Origin of the sequence: Nonomuraea sp. NPDC047897 (assembly GCF_043204415.1) — a bacterium.
Lineage (GTDB): Bacteria > Actinomycetota > Actinomycetes > Streptosporangiales > Streptosporangiaceae > Nonomuraea.
In genome coordinates, this window is the sequence record NZ_JBIDCC010000014.1 from 147,462 (window position 1) to 170,946 (window position 23,485).

The 23,485-nt window shown below is 74.1% G+C and carries 21 protein-coding genes; 15 read left to right on the plus strand and 6 right to left on the minus strand.

Annotated elements, in window-relative coordinates; genetic code table 11:
* Window positions 1–9 precede the first annotated feature (9 nt).
* Window positions 10–804 (minus strand): DeoR/GlpR family DNA-binding transcription regulator, encoded by a 795-nt coding sequence (locus tag ACGF0J_RS29280; protein WP_393150800.1) that lies wholly within the window; start codon window positions 802–804, stop codon window positions 10–12.
* Between the two features lie 268 nt (window positions 805–1,072).
* Here ACGF0J_RS29280 and ACGF0J_RS29285 point away from each other — a divergent pair, with 268 nt between their 5' ends.
* Complete coding sequence (locus ACGF0J_RS29285; RefSeq protein WP_393150802.1) at window positions 1,073–3,466, plus strand: LuxR C-terminal-related transcriptional regulator; 2,394 nt, start codon at window positions 1,073–1,075, stop codon at window positions 3,464–3,466.
* Between the two features lie 109 nt (window positions 3,467–3,575).
* Here the strand turns inward: ACGF0J_RS29285 and ACGF0J_RS29290 are convergent, their stop codons facing one another.
* Window positions 3,576–3,998, minus strand: a complete 423-nt coding sequence (locus tag ACGF0J_RS29290) for a hypothetical protein (protein ID WP_393150804.1) — start codon at window positions 3,996–3,998, stop codon at window positions 3,576–3,578.
* A gap of 238 nt (window positions 3,999–4,236) precedes the next feature.
* On the opposite strand from ACGF0J_RS29290, the gene ACGF0J_RS29295 reads away from it, so the two are divergent.
* A complete protein-coding gene (locus ACGF0J_RS29295; protein WP_393150807.1) occupies window positions 4,237–4,635 on the plus strand; it encodes a YciI family protein in 399 nt (132 codons plus the stop codon).
* Between the two features lie 2 nt (window positions 4,636–4,637).
* Window positions 4,638–5,891 carry an RNA polymerase sigma factor gene (locus tag ACGF0J_RS29300; RefSeq protein ID WP_393151006.1) on the plus strand — a complete coding sequence of 418 codons (1,254 nt, stop codon included), beginning with the start codon at window positions 4,638–4,640 and terminating at the stop codon, window positions 5,889–5,891.
* Between the two features lie 18 nt (window positions 5,892–5,909).
* Here ACGF0J_RS29300 and ACGF0J_RS29305 read toward each other — a convergent pair whose 3' ends face one another.
* Window positions 5,910–7,529: an arylsulfatase gene (locus ACGF0J_RS29305; RefSeq protein WP_393150809.1), complete on the minus strand. Its 1,620-nt coding sequence runs from the start codon at window positions 7,527–7,529 to the stop codon at window positions 5,910–5,912.
* Between the two features lie 78 nt (window positions 7,530–7,607).
* The gene (locus ACGF0J_RS29310) at window positions 7,608–8,489 is read right to left on the minus strand and encodes a sulfotransferase family protein (RefSeq protein ID WP_393150811.1); all 882 of its coding nucleotides are present in this window, start codon (window positions 8,487–8,489) and stop codon (window positions 7,608–7,610) included.
* Between the two features lie 111 nt (window positions 8,490–8,600).
* On the opposite strand from ACGF0J_RS29310, the gene ACGF0J_RS29315 reads away from it, so the two are divergent.
* From ACGF0J_RS29315 to ACGF0J_RS29370, 12 genes are all read left to right on the plus strand, one after another.
* Complete coding sequence (locus tag ACGF0J_RS29315; protein WP_393150813.1) at window positions 8,601–9,179, plus strand: TetR/AcrR family transcriptional regulator; 579 nt, start codon at window positions 8,601–8,603, stop codon at window positions 9,177–9,179.
* 29 nt (window positions 9,180–9,208) lie between these two features.
* Window positions 9,209–10,576: an MFS transporter gene (locus ACGF0J_RS29320; RefSeq protein WP_393150815.1), complete on the plus strand. Its 1,368-nt coding sequence runs from the start codon at window positions 9,209–9,211 to the stop codon at window positions 10,574–10,576.
* A complete protein-coding gene (locus ACGF0J_RS29325) occupies window positions 10,573–11,322 on the plus strand; it encodes an SDR family NAD(P)-dependent oxidoreductase (protein WP_393150817.1) in 750 nt (249 codons plus the stop codon). Before ACGF0J_RS29320 ends, ACGF0J_RS29325 begins: the two co-directional genes overlap by 4 nt.
* A 123-nt stretch (window positions 11,323–11,445) precedes the next feature.
* Window positions 11,446–13,122, plus strand: a complete 1,677-nt coding sequence (locus ACGF0J_RS29330; RefSeq protein ID WP_393150819.1) for a multicopper oxidase family protein — start codon at window positions 11,446–11,448, stop codon at window positions 13,120–13,122.
* Window positions 13,123–13,350: 228 nt separating this feature from the next.
* Window positions 13,351–13,983, plus strand: a complete 633-nt coding sequence (locus ACGF0J_RS29335; protein WP_393150821.1) for a GPP34 family phosphoprotein — start codon at window positions 13,351–13,353, stop codon at window positions 13,981–13,983.
* 81 nt (window positions 13,984–14,064) lie between these two features.
* Window positions 14,065–15,549: an APC family permease gene (locus tag ACGF0J_RS29340; RefSeq protein ID WP_393150823.1), complete on the plus strand. Its 1,485-nt coding sequence runs from the start codon at window positions 14,065–14,067 to the stop codon at window positions 15,547–15,549.
* Window positions 15,546–16,166, plus strand: a complete 621-nt coding sequence (locus tag ACGF0J_RS29345; RefSeq protein WP_393150825.1) for a GNAT family N-acetyltransferase — start codon at window positions 15,546–15,548, stop codon at window positions 16,164–16,166. The genes ACGF0J_RS29340 and ACGF0J_RS29345 overlap by 4 nt, the downstream gene beginning before the upstream one ends.
* Before the next feature lie 135 nt (window positions 16,167–16,301).
* Complete coding sequence (locus ACGF0J_RS29350) at window positions 16,302–17,252, plus strand: ACT domain-containing protein (RefSeq protein ID WP_393150827.1); 951 nt, start codon at window positions 16,302–16,304, stop codon at window positions 17,250–17,252.
* 124 nt (window positions 17,253–17,376) lie between these two features.
* A complete protein-coding gene (locus ACGF0J_RS29355) occupies window positions 17,377–18,441 on the plus strand; it encodes a lytic polysaccharide monooxygenase (RefSeq protein ID WP_393150829.1) in 1,065 nt (354 codons plus the stop codon).
* Window positions 18,426–19,028 carry a hypothetical protein gene (locus ACGF0J_RS29360; protein WP_393150831.1) on the plus strand — a complete coding sequence of 201 codons (603 nt, stop codon included), beginning with the start codon at window positions 18,426–18,428 and terminating at the stop codon, window positions 19,026–19,028. The genes ACGF0J_RS29355 and ACGF0J_RS29360 overlap by 16 nt, the downstream gene beginning before the upstream one ends.
* 397 nt (window positions 19,029–19,425) lie before the next feature.
* Complete coding sequence (locus ACGF0J_RS29365) at window positions 19,426–20,004, plus strand: hemerythrin domain-containing protein (protein ID WP_393150833.1); 579 nt, start codon at window positions 19,426–19,428, stop codon at window positions 20,002–20,004.
* A 96-nt stretch (window positions 20,005–20,100) separates the two neighbouring features.
* On the plus strand, window positions 20,101–20,772 hold the full coding sequence (locus ACGF0J_RS29370; RefSeq protein ID WP_393150835.1) for a sensor domain-containing protein: 672 nt from the start codon (window positions 20,101–20,103) through the stop codon (window positions 20,770–20,772).
* 76 nt (window positions 20,773–20,848) lie between these two features.
* Here the strand turns inward: ACGF0J_RS29370 and secD are convergent, their stop codons facing one another.
* Together secD and ACGF0J_RS29380 are read right to left on the minus strand one after the other, a co-directional pair.
* Window positions 20,849–23,092, minus strand: a complete 2,244-nt coding sequence (gene secD / locus ACGF0J_RS29375) for a protein translocase subunit SecD (protein WP_393150837.1) — start codon at window positions 23,090–23,092, stop codon at window positions 20,849–20,851.
* 34 nt (window positions 23,093–23,126) lie between these two features.
* Window positions 23,127–23,456 carry a hypothetical protein gene (locus tag ACGF0J_RS29380; protein WP_393150839.1) on the minus strand — a complete coding sequence of 110 codons (330 nt, stop codon included), beginning with the start codon at window positions 23,454–23,456 and terminating at the stop codon, window positions 23,127–23,129.
* Window positions 23,457–23,485: the final 29 nt, after the last annotated feature.

A 23,485-nucleotide genomic window follows, 5' to 3' on the forward strand; every position in this document is an offset into this window, starting at 1 on the left:
CCGGCCCCGCTAGGCGTCGAGCACCTCGGCGACCTCCACGCGCGGGTGCCGGTCGCGCAGCCGCTGGACGGCCTCGGCGGGCGCCCGCGAGTCGACCACGACGATGTCGAACGCGTCAAGCGGGGCCACCCGGTGCAGCGCCACCCGGTCGAGCTTGGTGTGGTCCACAGCGAGGACGCAACGCCTGCCGGAGGCCAGCATGGCCCGCTTGACCAGGACGATCTCCTGTTCCTGGTGGAAGGCGTGCCGGTCGGAGACCGCCGAGGTGGAGACGACGACCGTGTCGGTGTTCATCGCCTCGACCGCGTCGACGCAGGCCACGCCGAGGAAGGAGTCGTGCGTCGGGTAGTACTCGCCGCCGAGCGCCATCAGCCGGATGCCCGGCATGGGGGCGAGCAGCTTGATCGCCTCCAGGAAGTTGGTCACCACGGTCAGCGGGGCCACCTCGCCGAGATGGCGGGCGACCGCCAGCGCGGTCGTGGAGTCGTCGAACATGACCGAGCTGCCCGGCTCGATCAGCCCGACGACGTGCCGGGCGATGGCCTCCTTCTCGGCCGTCTGCGCGGTCATCCGGTAGGCGATGTTGCTCTCGAAGACGCTGGAGGCCAGGGCGCTGGCGCCGCCGCGGTACTTGCGCACCATGCCCTGGCTCTCCAGCAGGTCGAGGTCGCGATGGACGGTCATCACGCTCACGCCGAAGGTCTCGGCGAGCTCCGTCATCGACACCGACCCCTGACGCATGACGTGCTCGGCCATCGCCTGGCGCCTGGTGGCTCCGCCGGTCGTGCGTGGACGCGACTTCACCCGTACTCCCGAGATCCCGCTGTGATGAGCCTGCTCAGAACCTCTTCAATCTCTCACACCGTTGACACCGTGGGGAGCGGCTCGTAGTCTCCACCACACGTTCGCGGGAGCCCGATGTGAAACGTTCCATCACCGGGCCCGGCAGGGCCGGGGGCGAGGCGTGCCCCCGCGACCGGCGAGGCGGCTGCGCACCCGCGCTGACCAGCACATAACCTGAACGAAGACGGACGGTCCCGGCACACCATGGTCCGCGTCGTGCGAGGCGTCAATGACAGCGGTGACGGCAGGCATCTCCAACCGGCGGCAGCCAGGCCGGCTGCCGGCCGAGGTGACGAGTTTCGTGGGCCGTCGGCACGAAGTGGCCGAGGTCAAGCAGTTGCTGTGCGGGTCGCGCACCGTCACGCTGACCGGTGTCGGCGGGGTCGGCAAGACCCGGCTGGCGCTGCGGGTGGCCGCCGACCTGTCCCGTGACTTCCGCGGCGGCGTGTGGTTCGTCGAGCTCGCCGGCGTCGAGACGCCCGAACTGCTCCCCCAGATCGTGGTCGAGGCGCTGGAGATCCGCGACCACAGCGCGTCGCCGCCGATGGACGTGCTCGTCCGGCACCTGCGCGACAGGCAGGCCCTGGTGATCCTCGACAACTGCGAGCACCTGGTGCACGAGTGCGCCGTGCTCGCCGAGACGCTGCTGCGCGCCGTCCCCGAGCTGCGCATCCTGGCCACCAGCCGCGAGCCGCTGAACTTCGTGGGCGAGCAGACGCTGCCCGTGCCCACGCTGGAGCTGCCCGGCAGCGACCGGCTGCCGCCCGAGTCGCTGGCCCGGTACGACGCCGTCCGCCTGTTCACCGAACGGGCCAAGGCCGTGCTGCCGGCGTTCGAGGTGACGGCGGACAACCGCGACGTCGTCACGCGGATCTGCCGCCGGCTGGACGGCCTGCCACTCGCCATCGAGCTGGCCGCGGTGCGGCTGCGCGCGCTGTCCGTGCACCAGTTGCTCGACCGGCTGGACGACCGGTTCCGCCTGCTGACCGCCGGGTCGCGGGCGGTGCTGCCCCGCCAGCGGACGCTGCGCGCGCTGATCGACTGGAGCCACTCGCTCTGCTCCGAGCAGGAGCGGCTGATGTGGGCACGCGTGTCGGTGTTCGCCGGCGGCCTCGACCTCGACGCGGCCGAGGCGGTCTGCGCGGGCGACGGCATCGCCCGCGAGGAGGTGCTCGACCTGGTGTGCGGCCTGGTCGACAAGTCGATCCTGCTGCGTGAGGAGCACGGCTCGCGGGTGCGCTACCGGCTGCTGGAGATCATCCGCCAGTACGGCCTCGAACGGCTCGCCGAGCACGGCCAGGTGGAGACGTTCCAGCGGCGGCACCGCGACTACTACCGGGAGATGGCGACCCAGGCGCGGGAGCAGATCTTCGGACCGGCGCAGGTGGCCTGGTTCGCCAGGCTACGGGTCGAACACGCCAACCTGCACACCGCCCTCGAACACTGCTTCGCCCACCCCGAGGAGGCCGAGACCGGCCTGACCATGGCCGCCGACCTGCTCTACCACTGGATCACCGGCCACTCCCTGGGCGAGGGCCGCCGCTGGCTCGAACGCGGGCTCGCGGCCTGTCCCGGGCCGAGCGAGATCCGCGCGCGGGCGCTGTGGGCCACCGGCTGGCTCGCCGTCATCCAGGCCGACCTGCCGGCCGCGCGGGAACTGCTGGCCGAGAGCCGGGCCCTCGGCGAGCGGCTCGGCCTCGACCCCGTGCTGGCGTACGTGGCGCTCTACAACGGGATGATCGCCATGTTCGACGGCGACACCGAGCGGGCGATCGCCTGCTACGAGGAGGCCCTGGAGCGGCACCGGGCCACCGGCGACCCGGTGGGCACGGCGCTTGCGCTGATCCGGCTGTCCCTCGCCTACTCCTTCCGCGGCGACTCGCAGGCGGCCATCGCGCTCGGCGACGAGTGCCTCGCCGTGGCCGACGCCCACGGGGAGGGCTGGCACAAGGCGTACATGATGATGGCGCTCGGTGTGGACGTGTGGCGGCAGGGCGATCTCGTGCGGGCGACCGAGCTGGAGACGCACAGCCTCCGCTTCAACCGCACGGTCGACGACCCTCTCGGGGTGGGCGTCAACCTGGAGGTGCTGGCGTGGATCGCCGCCGCCGAGGGGCGGCACGAGCGGGCGGCGCGGCTGCTCGGCATCCTCGACACGGTCTGGCAGGCGGTCGGCGCTCCGCTGTCCGGTTACGGGCATCTGGCCCACTACCACGACGAGTGCGTCCGCCTGACCCGCAAGGCGCTGGGCGCCGCGGCCTTCGACACGGCCTTCGAGCAGGGGGTCCGGCTGTCCTACGACGAGGCGCTGGCCTACGCGCTGCGGGAGGGCGAGGAGGGGGACGACGCCGCGGCCAGGGACGGCGCCGCGGCCGGCTCCACGGCCGGGGAGGGGCCGCCGGCCGGCGCGTCCGCGCCGCTGACCCGTCGCGAGATGGAGGTCGCCCGGTTGGTGGCGCAGGGCATGACCAGCAAGGAGATCGCGGCCGGCCTCGTCATCTCGCAGCGCACCGTCGAGAGCCACATCGAGCACATCCTCGGCAAGCTGGGCTTCCACTCCCGGTCCCAGATCGCGGTGTGGGTGGGCGAGCAGGCGGACGCCGGCGAGGGTGGCGGTCAGTAGGGCAGCGGGCGTCCCGACGGGGTGCGCAGGTCCTGGTCCCGGACCGGTCTGCGCGGCTTGCTGATCTGGATCCGGATCCGTCGCACGGTCGGTTCCTTCCGGGTCGAGGTCAGGCGTGGAAGCCGCTGGACGGGGGGAGCTCGAACCAGTCGGCGGTCCCCTCGGCTGTCGCGGCATGACCCCAGCAGCAGGCCACCCGGGCGAGCAGCCGGCCGGCGCGTCCGTCGGGACGGCGCGGCGTGGGGTAGATCCGCTCGACCTCTCCGCGCAGCAGGCCGTCCTCGGCCGTGAGCGTGAGCCGGATCCTGTCGCAGGTGCCCAGGGCGGCTTCCATCAGTTCGGCCACGAGCGCCTCGGCCGCCGCGGCGCGGTGGCGGAACCCCCAGCGGGCCAACCGGTCGGCGGTCGCGTGCCGGGCGCCCGCCACCGAGGACGGCTCCGCCGCGAACACCCACGACACCATCCAGGTGTCCTCGGTCTCGACCGCCGGGACCAGCGGTCCGACATCAGTACGCGTCAGGAACTTCACCATGCCACCCTCACCTGAGATTCTTGTCCGCTTGCGTTACCAGACTGCGGGTCGGCCCCTTCACCCCGGCACCGGGAAAACCCCTAAATCGCTACCTATCCGGCGTAGGTAGGTAGGTATGTCTGTGGCGGGCGGCGAAAAAATCTTGGAAAGATGTCCGCCAGGATGTCGATGAGCGGCCGGCCTGCTTCGACCTCACAGGTCAGCGCCCGCAGGGGGCGCGGAGGGAAGGACCCGGGACATGAAGTACATGCTGCTGATGCAGTTCAGCCAGAAGGACGACCTGCCCCCGTTGGAGACCTGGCCGACGGAGGACGTCAAGGCCCACATCCAGTTCATGCACGAGCTGAACTCCGGGCTCACCGAGGCCGGGGAGCTGGTCTCGGCGGAGGGCCTGGCCGAGCCCGACCAGGCGCGGATCGTCCGGGCCCGGGCGGGCGGCGCCCCCGTCGTCACCGACGGGCCGTTCCCGGAGACCAAGGAGTTCCTCGTCGGCTGGTGGATCGTCGACGTCGAGAGCCACGAGCGGGCGATCGAGCTGGCCGCCCGCGTCTCGGCGGCCCCCGGCCCCCACGGGAGGCCGCTCGGCATGCCGATCGAGGTGCGCCAGGTCATGGCCGGGCCGCCCGAGGAGCTGTGACCCTGAGCCGGCCCCGGATCGACGACCTGCTGCGCGAGCTGGCGCCGCAGGTCGTCGGCGTGCTCAGCCGCCGCTTCGGCGACTTCGACACCGCCGAGGACGCCGTGCAGGAGGCGTTGCTCGACGCCGCCGCCCAGTGGCCCGAGCAGGGCGTGCCGGACAACCCGCGCGGCTGGCTCGTCCAGGTGGCCTACCGGCGGATGACCGAGCAGATCCGCAACGAGCAGGCACGGCGCCGCCGGGAGGAGCTGGTGGCCGCGCGCACACCGGCCGACCGGCAGGCGGCGCCGCCCGCGGACCTGGCGTACGAGAGCGACCGGGACGACACCCTGGCCACCCTGTTCCTGTGCTGCCATCCGGCGCTGACCCCGGCCTCGGCCATCGCCCTCACCCTGCGCTCGGTCGGCGGCCTGTCCACCGCCGAGATCGCCAGCGCGTTCATGGTGCCCGAGACGACGATGGCGCAGCGGATCAGCCGGGCCAAGCAGCGCATCAAGGCGTCCGGGGCGCCGTTCGGCATGCCCGTCCCCCAGGAACGGCCGCGGCGGCTCGCGTCGGTGCTGCACGTGCTGTACCTGATCTTCAACGAGGGCTACGCCAGCAGCGCCGGCCCCGACCTGCATCGTGTGGAGCTGTCGCGCGAGGCGATCCGCCTGGCGCGCACCGCGCACCGGCTGATGCCCGACGACCCCGAGGTGGCCGGGCTGCTCGCGCTCATGCTGCTGACGGACGCGCGCCGGCCCGCGCGGACCGACGCCCACGGCACCCCGATCCCCCTCGCCGAGCAGGACCGCGCACTGTGGGACGGCGCGGCCGTGGCCGAGGGCGTCGCCCTGGTGACCGGCGCCCTGTCCCGCGGCGCGGTCGGCCCCTACCAGCTCCAGGCGGCCGTCGCCGCCGTGCACGACGAGGCGCCCAGCGCCGCCGACACGGACTGGCCGCAGATCCTCGCCCTGTACGGCCTGCTGGAGCGCATGTCGGACAACCCCATGGTCTCCCTCAACAAGGCCGTCGCGGCGGCCATGACGCACGGCCCCGCCACCGGCCTCGCCCTGCTCGACGGCCTCGCCGACCGGCTCGACGGCCACCACCGCTTCTACGCCACCCGGGCGCATCTGCGGGAGATGGACGGCGACCTGGAGGGGGCCGTGGCCGACTACCGGGCCGCGGCCGGCCGGACGACCAGCATCCCCGAACGCGACCACCTCGTCACCCGCGCCGCCCGCCTCGCCGACGAACGCGGCCGGCGGACGTAGCCGAGACGGGCGGCCGGGTCAACGGCGAATCGTCACGGAGCGGCGGAACAGGTGCCGCCTGCCCTCCGCCCGGAACCGCGCCCGGGCCCGCACCCGCGTGGCCCGGGCCCGCTTGCCGCCGCCGGCGTCGAAGACGGCGGTGTACGACTCGCCCGGCCGGAGCGTCACCGGCTCGGACCGGGCGGCGCGGCGCCCGTCGAGGAGCAGCTCGACCCGCCGCCACGGCACCGCCGAGCCGTTGCGCAGCGTCACCATGACCTGCCCGTCCACGTCGAGCACGTCGAGCCCGTACGGCAGGCGCGGGTCGGGGCCGATCGACGCGTCGAGCCGGGCCAGCAGCTCCTCGGCCAGCTCCGGCCGCTCGGCCGACAGGTCACGGCGCTCGCCGGGGTCGGTGTCGAGGTCGTACAGCTCCACCCGGCCCCGTGGGCCGGCGCCCGCGATGCCCGGCGCGAACCGGATCAGCTTCCAGTCGCCGCGGCGGATCGCCTGCATCTTGCGCGGCCGGTTCCACACCAGGTGATCGCGCTCGGGCGCCTCCCCGCCGGTGAGCAGCCGGCGGAACGAACGGCCGTCGAGCCCAGCCGGCACCGGCACGCCCGCCAGGTCGGCGAGGGTCGGCAGCACGTCCCAGAAGGCCACCGGCGTGCGCTCGACCCGCGGCGCCAGCCGGGGCGACCAGGCGATCATCGGGACGCGGATGCCGCCCTCGTACAGGTCGCGCTTGTCGCCGCGCCACGGTCCGTTGGAGTCGAACAGCTCGGGTGTCACGCCCTTCTCGTGGTGCGGGCCGTTGTCGCTGGTGAACAGCACCAGCGTCCGCCCGGCCACGCCCGCCTCGCCCAGCGTGGCGACCAGCGTGGCCACGTCGGCGTCGAGCCGCGACACCTGGGCGGCGTGCCGGCGGTTGGCGCGGGTCCACGGCCGGTTCTCGTACGGGCCGGCGTCGCCGGGCACCACGCTCGGCGAGTGGGGCAGGTTGCTGGCGTAGTAGAGCAGGAACGGGCTGCCGGCCCGGCGTCTGATGAAGTCGACCGCCCGCCGTCTGAACAGGTCGGGCGCGTACGCCGTGCGGCCGAGGGGGACCCGCTCGCCGTCGCGCCACAGGTGGTCGGGGTAGTACTGGTGGGCGTGGCGATGCCCGATGTAGCCGAAGAACTCCTCGAACCCGCGCGCGTTGGGGTGCGACGCCTGGCCCGCCGCCTCCGGGCCGAAGCCCCACTTGCCGATGCAGGCGGTGTGGTAGCCGTCGAGCCGCAGCAGTTCGGCGAAGGTGAGGTCGGCGTCGGTGAACGAGTGCTGCTGCCCGCCCTCGGGGTTGTCGCGGACGGTGCCGTGTCCGGCGTGCAGGCCGGTGAGCAGGGCGGAGCGTGACGGCGCGCAGAGCGGCGCGCCGGAGTAGGCGGCCTCGAACCGCACTCCCTCCTCGGCGAGCCGGTCCAGGAACGGGGTGCGGATCTTGCGCTGCCCCTGGCTGCCGATCTCGCCCCAGCCCAGGTCGTCGGCGAGCACCACGACGATGTTGGGCCGCTCGGGCAGCGCGGTGGCGGCGTGGGCCACCTCGCCGGTGACGGGCGGGACGGTCAGACCGGCCAGGGTGCCGGCGAGGAAGGTGCGGCGCGAGGGCCCGACGATCATGGGGGATACCTTCTGGGCACCGGGCGAGCGGCGCGCGAACGCCCGGAGGACGGGAGGGGAACACTGCGGCGGAGCGGGTCAGAGGTAGCCCCACAGACCGCAGATCTCCCTCAGCTCGGCCGGGACCTCGGCTGGGGACGGCAGGGGGCGGCCCTCGACGACCGTGCCACTGCGAATCTTGTCACGCCAGTCGCCGATGCCCTTCACGAATCCCCCATGATCCTGCCGGCCGTAGTCGAGCATGGTGGGCTCCCAGCCGACGCCGAGGTGGTCGCACAGGCCGCGCAGCACGGCCTCGGGGTCGGCGACGAGATCCTCGTACCTGACGGTCGGCCCGTCGAGGTGGGTGCGGGCCTCCTGCAGGTAGGTCATGTAGGCCAGGGTGCGCGGCACGGCCTCGGCCATGGGCCGGTTCTCGGGGTCGGCCTCGTGCCAGGACCGCACGATGGAGACCGGGTGCCGCAGCAGGAAGACGAAGCGCGCGTCGGGCCAGCAGGTCGCGATGCGCCGCCAGGCGAAGACGTTGCTGGGCGTCTTCTCCACCAGGATCGGCTTTCCGCTGCGCACCAGTTCCCGGTGCAGCAGGCGGTCCCAGACGATGTGCTCGATGTCGCTGTGGGTGTGGCCGAGGTGCGTCATCGCCTGCCGTACCGGGTCGGTGGTCAGGCCGACGGTCGCGCGGCGGAAGTGCGTCTCGATGGGCGAGTGGATCCGCGAGTGGCTGTTCAGCATGACCCGCAGCAGCGTGGAGCCGGAGCGTACGGACGACAGCAGGAACACCGGCCCGCGCAGCAGCCGGTCGCAGGCCGGGTCGATGGGCGGGCGCACGACGTCGCCGGGCATCCGCTGCGCCTCGGGCGCCGGCTTGGGCGGCGGCGCCGGCCGCTGCCGGACCCGGCGCGTCAGGGTGTATCCGGTCAGCCCTTCGAGGGTGGCGTTGGCCCTGTACCTCCAGCTCATGGGGACGCACCGTAGACACCGGCCGTGAACCCCCGGTGAATCGCGGCTGTGAAGAGGCGAACGACACCGCTATCTTGACCGTTCGTTCCACATAGGGCTAGGGTCTCCTCCGTGGCCAGGACCAAGGAATTCGACCCCGACACCGCCTTGCTGGCCGCGCTCGACCTGTTCTGGGAGCGCGGCTACGAGGCGACCTCGATGGCCGACCTCGTGGAACGGCTCGGCATCGGGCGGGCGAGCCTCTACGCCACGTTCGGCGGCAAGCACGAGCTGTACGTCAAGGCGCTGCACCGCTACCTGGAGAGCCGCGACCCGTCTCCGGTCGAGCTGCTCTCCCAGCCCGGCCCGGCCCTGCCGGCGGTCCGGCGCCTGGTCGAGCTGTACGCGGCCCAGTCGTCGTCCGAGGAGGGCAGGCGGGGCTGCCTGATCGTCAACGCGGCGGCTGAGCTGCTGCCACGCGACGAAGAGGTGTGCCGCCTGGTCGACCGCAACTGGGACGGCCTGGAGACGGCGCTGACCTCGGCGTTGATCCGGGCACGGGCACAGGGCGAGCTGGCGGCGGACAGGGATCCGCGCGCGCTGGCGCGGTTCCTGCTCGTGATGCTGCAGGGCATGCGGCTCATGGGCAAGGCGTCGGCCGACCCCGCGCGGCTGCGCGACGCGGCCGCGCAGGCGCTCTCCCTGCTCTGATCCCGCCCTGCCATCGAAAGGCCTTTCGCATGCCCACATATTTGACCGATCGTTCTAGTTACGCTACTCCGGCCCTCGCGGTCCTGGGAGCCGTCCAGGTCGCGCTCATCGCCTCCATCACCCTGCTCGTCGTCCCCCTCCCCGCGATCCAGGCGGAGATGGGCCTCGACCGGGCCGACCTCGCCCTGCTCACCTCCGCCTACGGGCTGTCGTTCAGCGGCCTGCTGCTGCTCGGCGGCAGGCTCGCCGACCTGTACGGGCACCGGCGCCTCTTCACCGCCGGGATGGCGCTGTTCGCCACCGCCTCGGCCCTGTCCGCCGCCGCACCGGGCTTCGCCGCACTCCTGCTCGGCAGGTTCGCCCAGGGGGCCGGTGCGGCCCTCGCGGCGCCGGCGGCGCTGGCCCTCGCCCGGACCCTGGCACCGGACCCGGCGCGGCAGCCGCGCCTGCTCGCCGTGTGGGGAACGCTCTCGGTCACCGGCGCGACGGCGGGCAGCCTGCTCTCAGGCGTCGTCGCGGCCCTCGCGTCCTGGCGGTGGACGTTCGCCCTCCCGGTGACGGTGGCGGTGCTCGCCCTGGCCACGGCACGACGGCTGCCCGCGCCGGAGCCGGGACGGGCGGCCCGGCTCGACGTCGCGGGAGCGGTGCTCGCGACCGCGGGCATGGTGGCGCTCAGCTACGGCCTGCTGCACGCCTCGGCCGTCCCGACGGTCACGGGCGGGCTGCTCCTGGCCGCGTTCGTCGCCGTGGAGACCCGGGCGGCGGCGCCGCTGCTGCCCCTCTCCTTCCTGGCGTCGCCCGCACGGGCGGCCGCGCTGCTCGCGGTGCTCGTCACGGCGGCCGCCAGCGCCGCCCACACGTTCTTCCTGACCCTGTGGTTCCAGCAGGTGCGCGGCATGTCGCCGCTGCTGACCAGCGCCGCCTTCGCGCCGTACCTGCTCGTCCTCGCCATGGGTCCGGTCGCCGGACGGCTGGCCGGCCGGTTCGGCGCCCGCGCCGTCACCGTCGCGGGCCTCCTCCTCGGAGCCGCGGCCATGGCGCTGTTCAGCCTGATCGAGGCCGACACCCCGTACGCCGGCGTCGTGCTCGCCGGGCTGCTGCTCTTCCCCGTGGCGTCCGGCCTGGCCTTCTCCGGCGCGACCGTCACCGCGCTCGACGGGGTGCCGCCCCGGCGCGCCGGGCTCGGCGGCGGGCTGCTCAACACCGCCATGGAGGCCGGGCCCACCGTCGGGCTGGCCGTCCTCACCGCCGTCGCGGCCGCCGTCACCGGCCCCCGCCACGACCCGGCCGCGGTCACCGCCGGCTACGCGACCGCGCTCGCGGTCGCCGCCCTCGTCTTCACCCTCACCGCGGCGCTGGTCGGCGTCGCGCGATCACCTGGAAAGAGGCAACCATGATGAGGTTCGCAGGAAAGTCCGTCCTGGTCACCGGTGGCGGCTCCGGCATCGGCCGCGCCACCGCCCTGGCCTTCGCCCGCGAGGGCGCGCGGGTCGTGGTGGCCGGGCGCGGCCGGGAGCCGCTGGAGCGCACGGTCGAGCTGGCCGCGGAAGCCGGCGGGCAGGCCACCGCCATCACGGCCGACGTCACCCGCGCCGCCGACGTCGAACGGCTGGTCGCCGGCGCCGTCTCCGCGTACGGGAGGCTGGACGTCGCCGTCAACAACGCCGGCGTCCTCACCGCCGCGCCGGTGGCGGAGATGGACGAGGCCGACTGGGCCAGGACGCTGGAGGTGAACGTCACCGGCGTCATGCTGTCGATGAAGCACGAGATCAGGCACATGCGGGCCGCCGGAGGCGGCGTCATCGTGAACGTCAGCTCGAACCTCGGGCCGCACAAGCGGGTGCCCGGCCTGGGCGCGTACGCGGCCAGCAAGGCCGCTGTCAGCGCGCTGACCCGCACCGCGGCGCTGGAGTGCGCCGGGGAGGGCATCCGGATCAACGCGGTCAGCCCCGGAGCGCACGACACCGACATGTCCCGCCTCCCGGGCGAGACGGACGCGGAGCGGGCGGCCCGGCTCGCCGTGCCGATCGGGCGCGTCGGGACGCTGCGGGAGGCGGCGGGGGCGATTCTCTGGCTGGCCTCGGACGACGCCGGCTTCGCCGTAGGCCACGACCTCGTCGTGGACGGCGGCCACACGGCCTGACCGGGTTGGGCTTGGGCTTGGGCTTGGGGTTGGGCTGGGGATGGGGTTGGGCCGGGGCCGGGGCCGGGGCCGGGGCCGGGGCCGGGGCCGGGGCCGGGGCCGGGGCGATGATAATGGGCGCTCGTGGACCGTCGTCATTTCCTCGCTCTCGCCGCGACCGCCGGGCTCGTCGCGGCCTGCGGCCCCGGCCCCGGCGCGGGCCCCCGCGCGGCGACCGGACGGGACGCGCCGGGGGGCGGATCGCATGCCGCGCCCGAGGCCGGAGCGGGGCTCCGCCCCCGGACCGCGGTCGGGGTTCGCGGAGAGACGGCCGGGGAGCGGGCCGGATTCCCGAACCGGCTCGGCATCCCGCCGCTGATCGATCCGGAGCCGGGGCCGGACGGTGTGCGCCGGTTCGAGCTGACCGCCCAGGCCGGCCGGTCGCGGCCCGGTGATACCGCCCCCACCTGGGGCTTCAACGGCGACCTGCTCGGCCCGACGCTCAGGTTGCGGCGCGGTGACGAGGTGCAGGTCGCCGTGACGAACGCCCTGGAGGAGGCCACCACCGTCCACTGGCCCGGCCTCCGCCTGCCCGCCGCCGTGGCGAGCGGCCCGCACCGGCCGATCGCGGCCGGCGGGACGTGGACCGGACGCTGGGTCGTGGACCAGCCCGCCGCCACCGCCTGGTACCACCCCTACCCGCTCGGCCCGAGTGCCGGGCACACCGGCCGGGGCCTGGCCGGCCTGCTGATCGTGGACGACTACACCAGGCGCCGCGGCCTGCCCTCGGCGTACGGGGTGGACGACATCCCGCTCATCCTGCATGACCCGCGGCCCGGCTCGGCCGGCTCCACCGCCGGTGACGCGCGGCCGGGCGGCGGGGTGCTGGTCAACGGCACGGCCGACCCGTTCCTGACCGTCACCTCCGAGCGGGTGCGGTTCCGGGTGGTGAACGGCTCCGACGGGCGGGTGTTCGACCTGGCCTTCGCCGACGGCAGGCCGTTCCACGTGGTGGGCAACGACGCCGGCCTGCTGGCGGCGTCGGTGGAGGTGAGCAGGGTCTCGGTCGCGCCCGGCGAGCGCGTCGAGCTGGTGGTGGCCTTCACCCACGGCGAGAACGTGCTGCTGCGTTCCCTGGACGGCCGGGGCGCCGCCGAGCGGGACGCGGGGCAGGCCTCCGAGCAGGACGGCGGGCTGGACAGCGGGGAGCACGGCGGGCTGGACGGCGGGCTGGACGGCGGGCTGGACGGCGGGGAGGACGGCGAGGGGGGCGGCGGGCCGAGCGTGGAGCGGGACGGCCTCGACCTGCTGAAGATCGTCGTGGCGCCGCGGCTGACGGCGGCGCGCCCGGTGCCGCGCCGGCCGGCGGTGGGCCTGCTGCCGATCGAGGTGCCGCCGGGCGCCAGGGTGCGGCGGTTCCGGACGGCCGGACAGGGCCCCCGGGGGACGGACCCGACCCGGACCGACACCGTGGTGCCCGCGGCCGGCACGGAGGTCTGGGAGATCGAGAACCCGGCCGGCCCCGCCGTGTTCCACCTGCAGGGGGCGTCCTTCCAGGTGCTGGACGTGGACGGCGATCCGGCGCCGCCATACGCCCGCGGCTACAAGGACACGGTGCGTCTGCCCGCCCGCGCGGCGGTCCGGCTGGCCGTGCGGTTCGGCGGGCTCGCCGATCCGTACGCGCCGTACCTGTACCACTTCCGCGCGCTCGGCCGGGTGGGCATGGGGACGACGGGCCGGTTCGTGATCGTCCAGCCGGGCGACGAGGGCCGGACGCCGCGCGCGCCGGTGCTCCGCCCCACATCCGACGATCTTCAATAAGGCGGATAAATCACCATATCAAGCATTAAGGATTCCTTTATCGTGCCCTGATGGTAAACGGGGGTAGCCCTCGCGACGGCGTTCTTGATAAACATTCTCGCGCCGCCTCGCAGGGGCTTTCCTCAACCGGCCATCCATTAAGGGCGATAGTGAGCGAACCGATTCAGCACCGGGCTCGACGGACGCACGCAGGTCGCCGGAGTCGGCTCTCTCGACGGGAGAGCGCCGTTGCTCGCCGATGACTTCTTCCTCGTCGCGTGGGACACGACAGGCTCCGGAAAGCCCCGCCTGCACCCTTCTGCCCTGGCGCTCGGCCTGGCCGGAGCCCTGATCGCCGAGTTGCTCATGGAGCACCGGGTCGTGCTGCGCGGGGTGCGGCTCCAGGTGGCAGACCCGCGGCCGGTGCGCGAATATCTCGCCGACGCGATCCTCACCGACATCGCGAACGCGCCCCAGCACACGGACGTGCGCACCTGGCTCGCCTACCTCGCCAGGCGCGCCGTCGCCGACGTCACGGCGCGAATGGCGCGCTCCGGATTACTCGACCGCGAAACGCCGCGAATTCGCCGGCGCCGGCCGAGCCGCTATTTCGCCACCGATTTCGGCCGGGCCGTATGGCCGTCCACCAGGCTGCGCCTGTCCCTGGCCCGCGGCAGGCCGCTGACGGACCACGACATGGTGCTCGCCGCCCTCCTGGACGCCTGCGGCATGACCGACACCGTCGTGGAGGACCCCGCCCACCGCCAGGCCGCCCGCCGCCGCCTGGCCGAGGTGCTGACCGCGCTGCCCCGGCCCGCCGGCGACCTGACCCGTCAGGTCCGGGCGGCCGTCGGCGACGCCGTCCTCACCTACCGCTCCTGACCCCGTTCCGCACAGCACGCCGCGGCCGGGACGTCCCCCTGCGCCCCGGACGCGGTCCCATCCGCAACAGGAAGGAACCCCATGCGCATCGCGCACTCGCGCACCGGACCGGACCCGATAGCCGGCGCCCTGGCCGCCGACCGGCTCGGCGCCCCCTCGGTCGTCTACTTCGTGCTGTCGGCCGCCGCGCCGCTCACCGTCGTGGCCGGCGTGGTCACCACGGCCTACGCGGTCACCGGCATCACCGGCCTGCCGGTCGCGTTCCTCGCCGTGGGCGCCGTCCTCGCCCTGTTCGCCGTGGGGTACGTGGCGATGGCCCGGCACATGGCCAACGCCGGAGCCTTCTACACCTACGTCAGCCGGGGACTGGGACGCCCTGCGGGCATCGCCGCCGCCTGGGTGGCGCTCATCGCGTACAACGCCCTGCAGGTCGGCCTGTACGGCGCGTTCGGGGCGGCCGCCACGCCGCTGATCGAGCGCTGGGCCGGGGTCACCCCGCCCTGGTGGACCGTGTCCCTGGTCGCCTGGGCGCTGGTGGCGCTGCTGGGAGTCATGCGGGTGGACCTCAACGGCCGGCTGCTCGCCGTCCTGCTCACCGCCGAAGTGGCGGTGATCCTGCTCTTCGACGCCGCCGACCTGGTGGCCTCGGGTCCGGCGGGCCTGTCGGCCGAGCCGCTCTCGCCCGGCGGGCTGCTGGCGCCCGGGGTGGGCGCGATGCTGGTCATCGCGACACTCGGGTTCGTGGGCTTCGAGTCGGCCGTGGTCTTCTCCGAGGAGAGCCGCGATCCCCGCCGCACCGTGCCGGTGGCCACCTACACCTCGATCGCCGTCATCGCCGGCCTGTACGCGCTGTCGGCCTGGGCGATGACGGTCGCCACCGGCCCGGCGAGCATCGTGGAAACCGCGCGCCGCGACGGCGCCGAGACCATCTTCGTGATCGCCGCCGCCCAGCTCGGGCCGGTCGTGGTGGACATCGCCCGGGTGCTGTTCGTCACCAGCCTGTTCGCCGCGATGGTGTCCTTCCACAACACCACGTCGCGCTACTTCTTCGCGCTCGGCCGCGAACGGGTGCTGCCGGCCGCCTTCGGCCGGACCCGGCCGCGCACCGGGGCGCCGGAGGCGGGCTCCCTCGCCCAGAGCGCCATCGGCCTGCTCGTGATCGTGCTGTACGCGGTGCTGGGTCTCGACCCGCTCGTGCAGCTGTTCTTCTACGGCGGCGCGTTCGGCGGGTTCGGCGTGCTGCTGCTGGTCTTCGCCACCTCGATCGCCGTCATCGCGTTCTTCTCGCGGGAGCCGAACGGCGAGAGCGTCGCCCGCCGGCTGCTCGCCCCGGTGCCCGCCGCCGTCGCGCTGGGCGTGATGCTGACGCTGGCGGTCGGCAACTTCTCGACGCTGCTCGGGGTCGAGGAGGGCCACCCGCTCACCTGGCTGCTGCCCGTCGTGTACGTCGTCGCGGCCGTGGTGGGCCTGGTGTGGGCCTTCGTGCTGCGCACCGGTCAGCCGGCCGTCTACTCGCGGGTCGGGCTGGGCGCCAAGGCCGCGACCGTACCGGAGGCGACCCGTTGAGCACCGACCGGCCGGACCCCGCCGACCGCGCGGGCACGCAGGACGCACCCGCCATCCGCCGCGCCGGAGCCGAGGACGCCGCCCTCGTGGCCGAGCTGATCGCCACCGCCTTCGCGCCGCTGGACGCCGTCGGCTACCTGGTGCCCGACCCGACCCGCCGCCACGAGATCATGACCGCCGACTTCCGGATCCTCGTGGACCACGCGGCCGAGCACGGCGAGATCCACGTCATCGACGACGGACCCGCCGTCGCGGTCTGGTTCCCCCGCACGACACCGCTGCCCGAGCCGCCCGGCTACGACAGCCGCCTGACGGAGGCCACCGGGCCGTGGGCGGAGCGCTTCCGCGTCCTGGACGCCCTGTTCGACAAGCACCATCCGGCCGAGCCGCACCATCACCTGGCCTTCCTGGCCGTCCACCCGGCGCGGCAGGGCCGGGGCCTCGGCAGCGCGCTGCTGCGTCACCACCACGCCCGGCTGGCGGGGCTGCCCGCCTACCTGGAGGCCAGCAGCCGGCGCAGCCGCGACCTGTACCTGCGGCACGGCTACCGGCCGCGGCAGCCGTTCGCCCTGCCGGACGGCTCCCTGTTCTGGCCCATGTGGCGGCCCGGGACGTGACGAGCCGGTCCGGCCGCCGGCCTGGCGAGGCGCCGCGATCCGGGCGCGCCGGGAAGCGCGCGGTGAAGGCGGTTTAACGCCGCCGCCACGGCGCCGGCCACGGCCGCGTAACACCCGCCGCCGAGACTGACCGCCATGAGCGATGCACCGAAGGCTACCCATCCGCGTTCCGGGCACCATCTCGGGCGTTCCTGGCGGCGGGAGATCCTGGAAATGGCCGCGCTGTTCCTCGCGGTCGGCGTGGCTCACCTGCTCGCCACCCTGCTCGGGCACACCGAACCCGGTCCGGCGGTGCTCATGGGGCTGGGCGCCGCCCTGATCGCCGGTTCCGCCCTGCACCGGCGCCTGACGGCCGGGCGGCCCGCGCCGCCAGGGCCGTCCACGCCGCCAGGGCCCTCGGGGCCGCCAGGGCCTTCGGGGCCGCCGGGACAGGCGCGCCGTACCCGATCAGCGCTTCCCCCGCCACCCGCCGCCGGGGAGGGGAGCACCACGATGGCGTTGTGGCGCATCCGGATGCGCGTGGTCGAGCGGCCCGGCAGGCTGGCGCAGGTGGCGGGCGCGTTCGGCCGGCTGGGCTGCAACATCCTGGCCCTGCACATCGCGCCCACCGGCAGCAGCGCCATCACCCCGGCCGGTTGCGACGCCCTCGACGAGTTCGTCGTCGAGGCGCCGACCCGGCTGGCCCCCGTCCACCTGCACGCCGCGCTGTCCCAGGCGGGCGGCCTCGACGTGCTGATCGTGCCCGCCCACGTCAAGGACCTCGTCGACCCCGGCATCCAGGGCCTGCTGCTGGCGCAGCGGGTGCACGACGACCCCGGCCAGCTCCCGCAGGCGATGGCGGACCTGGTGCGCGGCTCCGCGGTCGAGTGGCGCCGCCCCGGCGAGACGGTGGACGAGGACGCCGAGCTCAACAGCACCATGGTGGTCTCCGTGCATCCCGAGCGGGCGCTGCTGCTCAGGCGGCCCGGCCTGCCGTTCACGCCGGTCGAGGCGGCGCGGGCGGCCGCGCTGGCCGCCGCGGCGAGGGGGGCGCGCTACAGCGGCGCCCAGCGCTCCTCGATCTCCAGGAGCGGCGTGGACCGGTAGGGGATCGTCCGCTCGGCCACGCGTTGCGGGGGCCCGGGCGGCGTGTTTCAATGCGTTCACCGAGTGCTGCCGGGCGGGCACGTCATGAGCGGGTTCCTCTGTCGTTCGCGAACAAGGGATCCTCATGAGAGCAATCCGGTCGGCGGCCCTGGTGGCCGCACTGGCCGTGGCCCTGATCGCCACCGCCCTGATGGTGCCCCGGCAGGCGCAGGCCCACGGCGTGACGATGTTCCCCGGCAGCCGCACCTACCTGTGCTGGCAGGACGGGCTCAGGGAGAACGGCCAGATCATCCCCTACAACCCCGCCTGCGCGGCGGCCGTCGCGCAGAGCGGCACGACTCCCCTCTACAACTGGTTCGCGGTGCTGCGCTCCGACGGCGGCGGCCGTACCACGGGCTTCATCCCCGACGGCCAGATCTGCAGCGGCGGCACCGGCGGCCCGTACGACTTCTCCGCCTACAACGCCGTCCGCTCCGACTGGCCGCTGACGCACCTGACCTCGGGCGCCACGATCCGGGTGCGCCACAGCAACTGGGCGGCGCACCCCGGTTCGTTCGTCTCCTACATCACCAAGGACGGCTGGAACCCGAACGCGCCGCTGAGGTGGTCGGACCTGGAGCGGTTCCACAGCGTCACCGATCCGCCCCAGTCCGGCGGGACCGGCGGCCTCAACTACTACTACTGGAACGTCCAGCTCCCGTCAGGCAAGAGCGGGCGGCACATCATCTTCACCCACTGGATCAGGTCCGACAGCCAGGAGAACTTCTACAGTTGCGCCGACGTCGTCTTCGACGGCGGCAACGGCGAGGTGACCGGTGTGGGCCCCGGCGGCACCACGCCGCCGGACCCGACGGTGACCCCGACCGTCACGCCCACGCCCACCGGCGACTGCACCGCGACGTGGCGTACCGCCACGACGTGGAGCGGGCACTTCCAGGCCGAGGTCACGGTCCGCAACACCGGGACGGGCACGCTGAACGGCTGGACGGTCGGCTGGACCTACGGCGGCGGCCAGGGCTTCTCCGGTTCGCCGTGGAACGCGACCCTCACCGGGCAGCCACCCCAGGTGGTGGTGAAGAACGCCGACCACAACGGGCGGTTGGCGGCGAACGGCACGACGACGTTCGGCTTCAACGCCACGGGCACGCCACCGTCGCCGGCGCCCACGCTGTCGTGCACGAGCCCGTAGACCCGATCCCGGCAGAGCCCGCCCGGGTGGCGGCACCGGCGCGCCGGGCGAGGATCGCGACGCTGGTCGCGCTGGTCCTCGTCCCGGTCGCCGGGGCCGCGCTGATCGTCGCCGGGCACCAGGCGAGGCGGCACGAGTTGGAGGGGCGGCTGGCCGTCCTGGTGACGGGCCTGCTCGAAGGCGCCACGGCCGACGAGCACCGCGGGCACGGCCACGACTTCGGCCATGATCGCCCGCGTGGGGCGGGGTACGAGGTCGGCCGGGTCGTCTGCGCCGTGGACCCCTTCGGCGTCGAACCGGCCGGCGCCGCGACGGTGGCGGACGTGGAATGGGTGTACGCCCACCACATGTGCGCGATCACCGGTCCGGGCGCCGGCTGGGCCAGATCCGTGCGCGCTTCCGGTCCCATCGCCGTACGGCTGGGCGACCCGCCGGTGGTGCGGGTGCCGGAACCGGGGGCGGGTTACCCGGAGCGGGTCAGGCGGCTCATCCCGGAGCGGCACCACGCCGCGGCGTTCGGCGGGTTCGGCGACGAGGACGCGATCGAGACGGCCCGCCGCCGCTTCGCCGTCGCAACCGGGAGGTAGCCGGCCGGGGTGTGCGGGGAGGGGCCGCGCATGCGGACGCGGCCGGCGGAGAGGGGGGAGGTCTCGCCGGCCGCGTCCTTGCCATCCGGGCGGGATGGTCCATGAACGGTCACGCGGAGTAGGGGGCCGGCCTCACCTCCTGGGGTTCGTCGCGGAAGCGCAGCCAGTCGCGGAACCGCAGCAATGGGAGCGCTCCCACACAGGATTGTGGGCGGCGCCGCATGTTTGTCAACGAAACACCGCACCTGGCCCGCGAAGATCCTCTCCTACCTGGCGTCCGGAATGAAACTTTCACCGCGCCCGTCGCGACACCAGGGAAACCTCTGGAATGCGTAACGACGCGCGTGAGCCACACCTCCCCGGGTAGGCAGTCGCCCGTACGCGAAGAGGAGGCCGCATGACCCAGCACTCGACCCGGCCCGAGACGATGAAGGAAACGGACGTCATCGACCTGCTGCTGGCCCAGCACGCGATGATCCGGGACCTGTTCGACGAGGTCGAGCAGGCCCCGGCCGGCGAACGCGGCGAGGCGTTCACCCGGCTGGTCCGGCTGCTCGCCGTGCACGAGACCGCCGAGGAGGAGATCATCCACCCCTACGCCCGCCGCGCGCTCGACGGCGGCGACGGCGTGGTCGACGACCGTCTCGAAGAGGAGCGGGAGGCCAAGGAACTGCTCCAGCACATGGACCAGGCCGGCCCGGACGACCCCGACTTCATGGCCAACCTCGCCGTGCTCCGCGCCGCCGTGATGGCGCACGCCCGCAGCGAGGAACGCTACGAGTTCACCAGGCTGCGCGCCAAGACCAGCGCCGCCGAGCGCCGGGCCATGGCCGCCGGGGTCAAGGCGGCCGAGGCGATGGCGCCCACCCACCCGCATCCCGGCACCGAGTCCGCCACCAAGAACCTGCTGGTCGGCACGCCCGTGGCGATGATGGACCGGGTGCGCGACGTGATCCGCAAGGCGACCGGGCACTGACCTTCGCCGGAGCCCGCGGAGGTAGGGCTGTCCCTACCCCCATACGCGGGTCCGCGGGATCGCGGCGGCATGGGCGTCGTCCGTAGCGTGGACGCCATGACGACCCTCCGCCAGCGCATCGCCACCGACACCCGCTACGCCCTCGGCGGCTTCCCGGCCGCCGCCGTCTCGTTCGCCCTCGTCGTGGGCGGCGTCGCGGCGGGCCTCGGCAGCCTGGTCGCCGTCGTGGGGCTGCCCATCCTGGCCGCGACCGCCACGGCGGCGCGGCGCTTCGCCGACGCCGAGCGCGAGATGGTCGCCGAGGTGCTCGAACGGCCCGTCGGCCGCCCCGCCTACCCGGCCGCGCCGCCCTCGGCCGGTCGGCTGCGCCGCCTGGCCAACCCGGTGGCGGGCACGCAGGGGTGGCTGGACATGCTGCACGCCGTCATCGCGTTCCCGTTCGCCTTGCTCTCCTTCGCCGTCACCCTCACCTGGTGGGCCGGAGCGATCGCCGGGCTGTCCTTCCCGCTGTACGGGTGGATCCTCGCCGCCATCCCCGGCATGCAGGGGCTGCCCGAGCTGCTCGGACTCGGCGACGGCACGGCCACGTTCATCATCTTCAACACGGCCGTCGGCGCCCTGTTCGCGGTGACGCTGCCGCCGGTCGTGCGCGGCATGGCGCTGTTCAGGGCCACGCTGGCGCAGGCGCTGCTCACCCGGCCCGCCGGCCCGGCCGTCGTGGAGCCGTTCTCCCCGTACGCGGACCTGCTGGCCCCCCGCCGCGCCTGACACCCGGATGCCGGAACGGGACGGCGGCGGCCGGAGGGCCGCCGCCGGCCGTGGTCATTCCGTGGTCATTCCGTGGTCACACGACCGCGCCGGAGCCGTCGCGGCGGAGCTTCTCGCGCGGCTTGGGCGGCTCGGGGGGCGGTTGCTTGCTGTGCCGTTCGAGCTCGATCGCCAGCGGCCCCGCCACGAACGACGAGGACGCCGTACCGGCCACGATGCCGATGATGAGCGCGATCGCGAAGTCGCGCAGCGAGTCGCCGCCGAAGACGGCGAGCGCGGCGAGGATGAACAGCGCGCCCAGCCCGGTGTTGACCGTGCGGGGCACGGTCTGCAGGATCGCGCCGTTCACGATGCCGGCGAACGGCGCCTTGCGGTCGGCGGTCCACATCTCCCGCACCCGGTCGAACACCACCACCTTGTCGTTGATCGAGTAGCCGATGATGGTCAGCATGGCCGCCAGGAAGACGCCGTCGATGGGCTTGTCCAGCCAGGCGAAGACGCCGACGACCGCGGCGGTGTCCACCACCAGGGCGGCCACCGAGGCCGTGCCGAACGTCCACCTGAACCTGACCGCCAGGTAGAGGAGCTGGGCGGCCAGCGCCACACCGAGCGCGATGAGCGCGTTGCGGCGCAGCTCCTCGCCCAGGCTGGGGCCGATCAGCTCGTCGCGCTGCTTGGTGACCTCGCCCACCTGGCGGTCGAGGGCCGTCTCGATGGCGGCCACGTCGTCGGCGCTCATCTGGCCGGCGCGCACGGTGACGACGTTGTCCGAGGACTGCACGACGGCCGACGGGTGTCCCGCCTCGGCCACGGCCCGCCGGGCCGCGTCGGCGCTGACCGGCTCGGTGGCGGCGAACTGGAGGCTCCGGCCGCCGGTGAACTCCACGCCGAAGTTCAGGCCCTGGGTGACCAGCCCGGCGACGGCCACGGCCACCACCGCCGCGGCGACCGCCAGCCAGAGCCGGCCGCGCGCCATGAGCTGCGGGTCGCGCGCGGTCACCCAGGTGCGGATCCGGCCCACGGAGCCGAGCCCCGACAGCCGGGGGCTCACCCGGCCGATGACGAGGTGGGTCAGGGTCCGGGTGATGAGCATGGCGGAGACCAGCGAGGCGAGCACGCCGATGGCGAGGGTCACGCCGAAGCCGCGCACCGGCCCCGAGGCCAGCCAGAACAGCAGCCCGGCGGCCAGCAGCGTGGTGATGTTGGAGTCGGCGATGGCGCTCCAGGCGTTCCTGAAGCCCCGGTCCAGCGCCGTACGCAGACCGAGCCGTGACGAGCGGGCATACTCCTCCCTGGCCCGCTCGAAGACGAGCACGTTGGCGTCCACCGCCATGCCGATGGCCAGCACGAACCCGGCCAGTCCCGGCAGGGTCAGCGTGGCCCCGATGGCGACCAGGGCGGCGTAGGAGATGAGCCCGTACAGGGCGAGGGCGATGGCGGCGAGCAGGCCCACCAGCCGGTAGATGGCGATGATGAACACCGCGGTGAGCAGCACGCCCGCGACGCCCGCCTTGGCGCTGGCCGCGATGGCCTCCGCGCCGAGCGTGGGCCCGACGGTCCGCTGCTCGATCAGCTCCATCGGGACCGGCAGCGCGCCGCCCTTGATGAGCACGGCGAGGTCCTGCGCCTCCTGGGGCGTGAACGAGCCGGTGATCTGGGTTGATCCGCCCGGGATGCCGGCCCGGCAGGGCACGGACGGGTCCACCTGCGGTGAGGAGATGATCTCCTTGTCGAGCACGATGGCCACCCGCCGTTTGGGGTCGCCGACCGCCTCGCAGGCGGCGGCGCCGGTGAGGCGCTGCCAGGCTCCGGGATCGCGGAAGTCGACCGTGACGAACCAGCCGGGCCCCTGCTGGGGGTCGGTCCGGGCGGCGGCGTCGGTGACGCCGTCACCGGTGATGGCGGCCGGGCCGAGCGAGAGCTTCTGCCCCGACTCGTCGGCCACGGCGTCCTTGTCGCCGGCAGCGGCGGGGCCGAGCACGGGGTGGAAGGTGAGCTGGGCGGTCCTGCCGATGACCTCGGCGGCCTTGCGGGGGTCGAGCACGCCGGGCAGTTCGACGATGATCCGTTGCTCGCCGGACCTGACGAGGGTGGGATCGACGACGCCGAGCGCGTCGGCGCGGCGCCGGAGCACGTCGAGCGCCCGGTCGGTGGCCTCGGCGTCGGCCTTGACGGTGGCCGAGTCGCGCGTCTCGAAGACGAGCTGGGTGCCGCCGCGCAGGTCGAGGCCGAGACGCGGTGACATGGTGAATGCCAGGAAGAAGGCGGTGGCGACGACGACACACGTCACCACCGCGCGCCACAGGGGCGCACGGGACATGGAAGCCTCCACGGGCTGTCGAATGGGATGGACGTCAGCGCGTCGTGGAGGGCGGCCCCCGGGCCGGCGCGGCGGCGCGGCCCGGCTGGGGAGGCGCGAAGTGGCCGCCGGGTGCGGCGGTCACGGGCCGCGGGCGCCCGGCGGGCCCCGCGTCGGCGGGGAGGACGGCCACGCCGCCGGTCGAGGCGTGCGGGCCGGCGGGCAGGTGGGCTCGGGGCGTGCGCTCGTCGCGGGGATGCCCCATCGCCTGGTCGGCGGGCAGGAGCGCGGGCTGCAGGGCGACGCCGCGGTGGGTGGCGTGGCCCGCCGCGGGGACGAGCAGGTGCAGCAGGAGGAGCAGCGCGGCAGTGAGCCTGGTCCGCACGTCGCCTCCCTTCGACGGGCCGCATGCAG

Coding starts and splice junctions, on each gene's coding strand:
- ACGF0J_RS29285 (WP_393150802.1), top strand. CDS start 1,073: ATGACAGCGGTGACGGCAGGCATCTCCAACCGGCGGCAGCCAGGCCGG.
- ACGF0J_RS29290 (WP_393150804.1), bottom strand. CDS start 3,998: ATGGTGAAGTTCCTGACGCGTACTGATGTCGGACCGCTGGTCCCGGCG.
- ACGF0J_RS29295 (WP_393150807.1), top strand. CDS start 4,237: ATGAAGTACATGCTGCTGATGCAGTTCAGCCAGAAGGACGACCTGCCC.
- ACGF0J_RS29305 (WP_393150809.1), bottom strand. CDS start 7,529: ATGATCGTCGGGCCCTCGCGCCGCACCTTCCTCGCCGGCACCCTGGCC.
- ACGF0J_RS29310 (WP_393150811.1), bottom strand. CDS start 8,489: ATGAGCTGGAGGTACAGGGCCAACGCCACCCTCGAAGGGCTGACCGGA.
- ACGF0J_RS29320 (WP_393150815.1), top strand. CDS start 9,209: ATGCCCACATATTTGACCGATCGTTCTAGTTACGCTACTCCGGCCCTC.
- ACGF0J_RS29325 (WP_393150817.1), top strand. CDS start 10,573: ATGATGAGGTTCGCAGGAAAGTCCGTCCTGGTCACCGGTGGCGGCTCC.
- ACGF0J_RS29340 (WP_393150823.1), top strand. CDS start 14,065: ATGCGCATCGCGCACTCGCGCACCGGACCGGACCCGATAGCCGGCGCC.
- ACGF0J_RS29350 (WP_393150827.1), top strand. CDS start 16,302: ATGAGCGATGCACCGAAGGCTACCCATCCGCGTTCCGGGCACCATCTC.
- ACGF0J_RS29355 (WP_393150829.1), top strand. CDS start 17,377: ATGAGAGCAATCCGGTCGGCGGCCCTGGTGGCCGCACTGGCCGTGGCC.
- ACGF0J_RS29365 (WP_393150833.1), top strand. CDS start 19,426: ATGACCCAGCACTCGACCCGGCCCGAGACGATGAAGGAAACGGACGTC.
- ACGF0J_RS29370 (WP_393150835.1), top strand. CDS start 20,101: ATGACGACCCTCCGCCAGCGCATCGCCACCGACACCCGCTACGCCCTC.
- secD (WP_393150837.1), bottom strand. CDS start 23,092: ATGTCCCGTGCGCCCCTGTGGCGCGCGGTGGTGACGTGTGTCGTCGTC.